General features: G+C 26.1%; 4 protein-coding genes. All 4 read right to left on the bottom strand.

Annotation, left to right across the window (positions count from 1 at the left end; genetic code table 11):
• Positions 1–351: 351 nt before the first annotated feature.
• A complete protein-coding gene (locus BW935_RS17795) occupies positions 352–1,521 on the bottom strand; it encodes a hypothetical protein (RefSeq protein WP_076503134.1) in 1,170 nt (389 codons plus the stop codon).
• Between the two features lie 317 nt (positions 1,522–1,838).
• Positions 1,839–4,019, bottom strand: a complete 2,181-nt coding sequence (locus BW935_RS17790; RefSeq protein ID WP_076503135.1) for a peptidase domain-containing ABC transporter — start codon at positions 4,017–4,019, stop codon at positions 1,839–1,841.
• Between the two features lie 5 nt (positions 4,020–4,024).
• Positions 4,025–5,071 carry a grasp-with-spasm system SPASM domain peptide maturase gene (gwsS, locus tag BW935_RS17785; protein ID WP_076503133.1) on the bottom strand — a complete coding sequence of 349 codons (1,047 nt, stop codon included), beginning with the start codon at positions 5,069–5,071 and terminating at the stop codon, positions 4,025–4,027.
• A 207-nt stretch (positions 5,072–5,278) separates the two neighbouring features.
• A complete protein-coding gene (gene gwsG / locus BW935_RS17775; RefSeq protein WP_076503131.1) occupies positions 5,279–6,289 on the bottom strand; it encodes a grasp-with-spasm system ATP-grasp peptide maturase in 1,011 nt (336 codons plus the stop codon).
• Between the last annotated feature and the right edge of the window lie 305 nt (positions 6,290–6,594).

Below are 6,594 nucleotides of genomic sequence, written 5' to 3'. Positions count from 1 at the left end.
ATGCAAATGCAGCTTTGCTTAGTCCTGATCCTTGCCACTTGGTGAACAGCTTGTAATATTCGTCGTTGCTAATCTTTTTCATGACGCAAGATTACAACCCAAACAGAAATCAGAAAATATGGGGTTTATCGGACGGATACTGTAAAACAGCAAAAGCAAATCCTCCGAGGTATGCTATGTTATAGTCTTAGTATCCATCATTTACAAGGTTTAATAATCCATGTCAAGTAATTTAATTAGGGTCTCCTAAACATGAAGGTTCTTTGACTGGTGAGTTCCTGATAAAATAATACCATTAGTTCCTAGTGATTAGATGTAATTAAACTCTTGTACTCTTTTTAATACCACAAATTAGTCTTTATTAGAAATAAGCTGGTATATATAATAAACTGTGAAATCTTCTTCAATTTCAAGATTTTCTGGTTTTTCAATAATAAATTTATTTTCTTTTAATTTTGTAACAAAACGGCCATTTGGAAAGTGAATTTCACTGGATATTTTCACATCGTTATCATATAAAATTAATTCTAGTGTACCATATCTTTCGATTAATGAATAATTTAAACTTTCTTCAATTAGTTCTGACTTTAGCCTGCTATCAAATTGTTTAAAATAGATTAATCCAAAAACATCTTCAGAGAAATTTATTATATTCCATATCCTACTTCCATTTAAAAATTGTTGTTTTCTCTCTAGTGTACCATATTCTGTTCCAAGTGGAAGAGGATCAACTTTAATGAAATTTTCAATTTCTAAACTAATATCTTTTATTTTATTAAACTTACTATTTTTTCTTTCGAAAACGCTAATTTTTTCGCTTAATGGTAGAGTTAAATATAAAGTTTCATTGTAATCATTTATTGAAATAATAGGTGTATTGAAATCAAAGAAAATGGAATTTTCTTTTGATTTGTTATCGAATGCTTCGATTTCGTTACTTAATTTTAATTCTTCAAAGTTAAAATATTCAATATATTTCAAAGTATCTATGGCTCCATCGTTTCCATAATAATCAAATTTTAAATTTGGATTTATTATTAAAATTTCTTCACCTTCCTCCCCTAAAAACATTGTTTTAGCAAAGGGACTCGTACTTTGAACAAAAATAGAAGAGTTATATGGGTATTCAGAAATTTTCTCAAAATCATTGGAATAAAAAATAATATTTTCATTAGTAATTATTGCAATTTGATTTTTATATATTCCTAAATTTCGAATATAATAGCCATATTTCTCTGGACCATCCCCTTTTAAATCTACCTTCCTTTCTATTTCTCCATTTGTATTCAATGTAACTAACATTTCTTCATCTCTTGAAAAACCTAAATATAGATTTTTGTTTTCATCATAATCAAAAATTAAAATTCTAGATAAATTATTGACAACAATTGAATCTTGTAAAATTAATTTGTAATCGTTTCCTAAGATGATATTCTCGTCTTTTAATTTATTACAAGCCAAAGAATGAAATATTACAAATATTAAAACCAATTTCCCAAATTTAAAATTTGATTCTTTCATAATTATTTATTTAAAATTGATAGTTTTTTGTTATAAATTCCTAATTTTTTCATGTGTAGTTTAATTTCTCTTTTATCTTTAGGCAGATAGCCTAAACAATTTTTGGAAAAAGCAGTATTAATTATTTTATATTAAATAACCATGTGTTGATAGAAATTTTGTCTGATAACACGTAAAAAAACAAGTAAAATATTAAAAGTAAATAAATTAATATGATTGAAATTAGATAACTTGATTTTTTGATCGGAAGTACATTTAATAACTTTTTCAATTCTGGATGGCGATCTGTATTTGTCATTTTAATTTTTTTATAAGTTTTATTGTGCTAATTCTAATTGATTTTTAACTAGAGAATAATATTCACCTTTTTTATTTACTAAATCTTTATGATCTCCGATTTCTTGAACTATGCCATCTTTTAAAACTAAAATTTGATCAGCATTTTTAACAGTGCTTAATCGATGAGCGATAATGATCACTGTTTTTTTTAGGAAGAATGAAATTAAATTACTGATTATCATGTTTTCATTTTCCGCATCTAATGAAGATGTAGCTTCGTCAAAAATCAATATGCTAGGATTTTTATAAATTGCTCTAGCAATCAAAATTCTTTGTTTTTGACCTCCACTTAAACCTAGACCTTCATTTCCTATCTTTGTATCAAATCCATAAGGTAGTGATATGACAAAATCATAAATACAAGCAATTTTTAATGCATCGGTTAATTTATCTCGATCTACTTCTTCACTTGAAATGGAAATATTATTTGCAACGGTGTCATTAAATATATGACCATCTTGTAATACCACACCTATTGATTCTCTCCAATTACTTGAGGATATTTTTTTCAAATCAACATTATCAACTAATATATCTCCTGAATAATCATCATAATATTTAAGCAATAATTTAAGAAGTGTAGTCTTTCCACTTCCGCTTTGTCCAACAATAGCAGTAACTTTATTTTTTAAAATATTTACACTTAAATTTTTAATCGCATACTTATCAGTTCCACTATATTTAAAAGAAAGATTTGTTATTTGAATATTTCCTGGTTCAATTTTGTTTTGTAATTGTTCATTTTCTTCTTTCATATTATAAATTTCACCAATTCTTTTTAATGAAATCTTTGTATCTTGAATTTGCAAAATTAAGTCAATAAAAAATGAAATTGGATTTACTAGTTGGCCTAAAATATAAGAAATGGATAACATTGCACCCAAAGTCAATTCGCCTTGAATTACAAGTTTAGCCGCTAAAAAGGTGATTAATATATTCTTAACTTCACTTATGAATAATGCTCCCTGATTTTGAAGCATATCAATCTTGAGTGAATCAAGAGAAATGTTAAATAATTTAACTTGAAAATTTTCCCAACCCCATCTTTTCCTATTCTCAGCATTATTTATTTTAATTTCATGCATTCCATTGATTAATTCAATTACAGTACTTCGTTCTTGACTAATTGTTGAAAATCTTTTGTAATCCAAAACCTCTCTTCTTTTTAAATAAAAAGTCACCCAAATTAATTGAAAAATACTCATTCCCATGAATACTAGAAAAATGTTTCCGTCGTAATAAAACAATAGAAGTCCAAAAACTATAAAAATTAAAATCGACTGGAGGAAAGTTAAGAAATGCGTTGTGAGTAATTTTTCTATTCTTTTGTGATCATCAATTCTTTGAAGTAAATCTCCTGTTACTCTTATATCAAAAAATGAAATTGGGAGTTTCATTAGTTTAATAAAAAAGTCAGAAATTAAAGTTATGTTAATTCTAGTACTAATTTCAATTAAGAACCAGTTTCTATAAATTTCATTAAATATTTTCCCCAAAAAAAGGAAAAGCTGAAATAGCAACAGTAAATATATAAAGCTAATATCATTATTTACAATTCCTACATCAACGATGCTTTGTGTCAATAGTGGAAAAGAAAATTGAATTATTATCCCAATTATTATGCTTATTAAGAGAGTGATATTTAAAAATGAATAGTTTTTTAAATGTTTTAGAATAGATAGTAATGTAATCTTATTTTTTACAGACTTTTCCTCTTTAATATCTATAGTTTCAAATTTTTCGTTTGGTTCAAGCAAAAGAACAATGCCTTCTTCGGAATATTTTTGATAACTTATCCAAAATTTTTTAAAGTCATCAACACTATAAATTATTCTCCCAAAGGCTGGATCAGAAACGTAAACTTTATCATTTTGAATTTTATATACAACAACATAATGTTCTTTATTCCAATGAACAATGCATGGGAAAAATAATCTCTTTAGACTTTCAAAATCAATTTTTAGGATTAGCGTATCTATTCCTAATTCATTTGCAGCTTTATTTATATTGTTTAGTGATGTTCCTAGTCTTGTTGTTTCACAAAGCTTTTTCAATGAATTTATAGAAACTTCTTTTTTATAATATTTTAATATTATTTGTAAACATGTTGGTCCACAATCTTTACTGTCATATTGAATTAATGTTGGGAATTTTTTCATAATGATTAATTTATCCAACTATTTGAATAAGGTGAATAATTGCAAAGAGTAGTATGTTCGTATTGATTCTCTTTTATTTTAAATTCTGGAATACGAGAATCTGAGCACATGTATCTAAACTCACAATCCATACATACTTTTATATCGTCTTTTTTTATAATCGAGTACTTTTTAAATTCAGACAATTTTATTAAATCTTGCAAACTTACTGAAGCTACATTTCCAAAAGATTGATCCGAAAAAAGAGTCTGGAAATAATAGCCTTCTTTATCTACAAAAATTTTCCCATTATAATAGGAGTTGAAATTTTGTGATTCACAGAATAATTCTAAGTTCACCACCATATTTTCTAGTGAAGGCAAAGCATGCATTTTATATTCTAAATTTTCAACATAGGTACATAAATATGAATATGATTTTTTTAATAGAAAGCTAAATGATTCAATGTGTCCGTATACATTTACCCGATAAACTCTTTGATAGATTAAACAAATATTATCTAGAATTTCCGATTCAGCTTTCTTAATTTGTCCTTTAGAAGGAATCCAAATTTCAATTGATCTGGTTGGCAGGTCTTTGAATTTTTCAAGTATATTTTCTAGCAGTGATATTGAGAAGGTCTTTTTATTAAGAAACCTTAACGATATAGCTCCACAACCCAATGTTTTCAATTCATAAATTAACGTGTCTATATATTTAACATATGAATCTGAATCAATATCAATTACTATGGTTGAAATTTTATACGGTTTCGAAAATTCCATATCCAAAGGAGGGAAATGTGATTTTGAAAGATTTGAAAAAAAAACATACTCTTTTTCAATCAAGAATAGAAAATAATCTTCTATAGCTGAAATGTTATTTTTCCCATATTTCTTTATTATATCATTAATTGTCTTTCCATTAAATTCTTTAAGAATTTGATATAAATCATTTGGAATAAATTCATAATCTTCTCTTTGTAAATCATAAATGATACTTCTATTAAAACCTTTAACTGGAATGCAGTTTGTGTAAAGGAAATAGGGTTCGTTAAAGTTCATCTTTGACATTAGTAGGCATTTTAAATGGCTGGTGAATTAATTTAAAGTGATATTTACATATCAGAAAATCCGTTTTGTGAAAAGTAGATTTTGTATATCTAAAAATATAATTATCATCATTTGGTTGTACTTTGTTGAATTTTTTATTTAATATGAAAATCTCCTTATTGAATTTTTTTTCAATTATTTTAATTAAATTTTGTATAGTGGAATCCATTACTTTCTATCTAGTTGTATTAATCTTTCGGCTATTATTTTTTCTAAAGGAATATTGCAATTTTGAGAAATCATTCCTAGCTGGCCAACTGGATTAATTTCTAAAAAAAAATATTCTTTTTCTATTTCACTGTAAATTATATCAATCGAACCAGTTCTCAGTTCTAACTTCTTAACCAATTTTCTAATTTTTACTAAAATATTAGTAGGCAAATTAAATGGTATAAATCGATTAGGTTTTTTAAGATTGTAGTTTCTAAAATCTACTCTAGTTTTTTCATCTTTTTGAGAAAAAATTGCCATAGAAGTAAAGTAATCATCAATAAAGAAAGTTCTTATTTCAAATTCTTTAATAATTTGTCTTTGAAATAATGTAGGAATAAAATTTTTTGACAATGATTTTATTGTTTTGATGTCAATAGTTTTTGTGTAAACATCTAATTCATAATTAGCATAAGAAACAATATCAACATCTCTAATGCTTTTAGTTATGACATTTTTATACTTTTCAATGAATTTCAGTAGTTCATCTCTAGAATTTGTAACTATGGTTTCTGGGATTTGTAATCCACATTTTTTTGCTTCTAACAGAACCTCTGATTTCTCAAGAAAACCCCTCGATAATTTGTAATAAGGAATCCATTTGTCTTTATTAATTACATTGAAAAAGAAATTATACGCTGATATTGATTCATGATCTAGGTATTTAGAATATCTGGATATAAAAAAGCCTTGATGTTCATTTAATTTATTATCATTAATTGTTTTAAATATAGGCTCTACAAAATTTGGTGAATTCCATCTACGATACCAGGCTACATTGATTTTATCAATGTAAATTTTTCGAGTCCCAATTGTTACTAAGTTATTTTGTATATTAATATTAACTTTACTTGAATCAATAAAATCGTCTCCATTGATTCTTTCAAAATCTGCTTTAAAGTAAGTCAACCATTCAATAACATCATTAGTTGGCTCGTCTAAATAGTTGTGAGAGATAATTATTATCATTTTTTTATTATAAGAAGAGTAAAATAGGAGGATAGTGATTTGTTATTCAACAATTATAGGATCTGCATCTTTATCACTACAATCAGCTACATTTGAAACTCCTGTATCTTTACATTTAGTCAATGTTATTGCGCCGCCTAAAACGGCTTTCGTAGACTCTAAATTAACTTCTTTAAGAAATAATTTAGCTTTTATACTTTCTAATTTTTTGTATCCCTCCGACCAACCCCATCTTGTAAAGAATGGATTTTATTTTGGACGGTATTCTTCCCAGTTTGATGGGAGAAGTTGATAAAGGTCTTTTT

Origin of the sequence: Belliella pelovolcani, from assembly GCF_900156785.1 — a bacterium.
Taxonomy (GTDB): Bacteria; Bacteroidota; Bacteroidia; order Cytophagales; family Cyclobacteriaceae; genus Belliella; species Belliella pelovolcani.
This window is presented reverse-complemented; position numbering and strand designations above follow the sequence as displayed.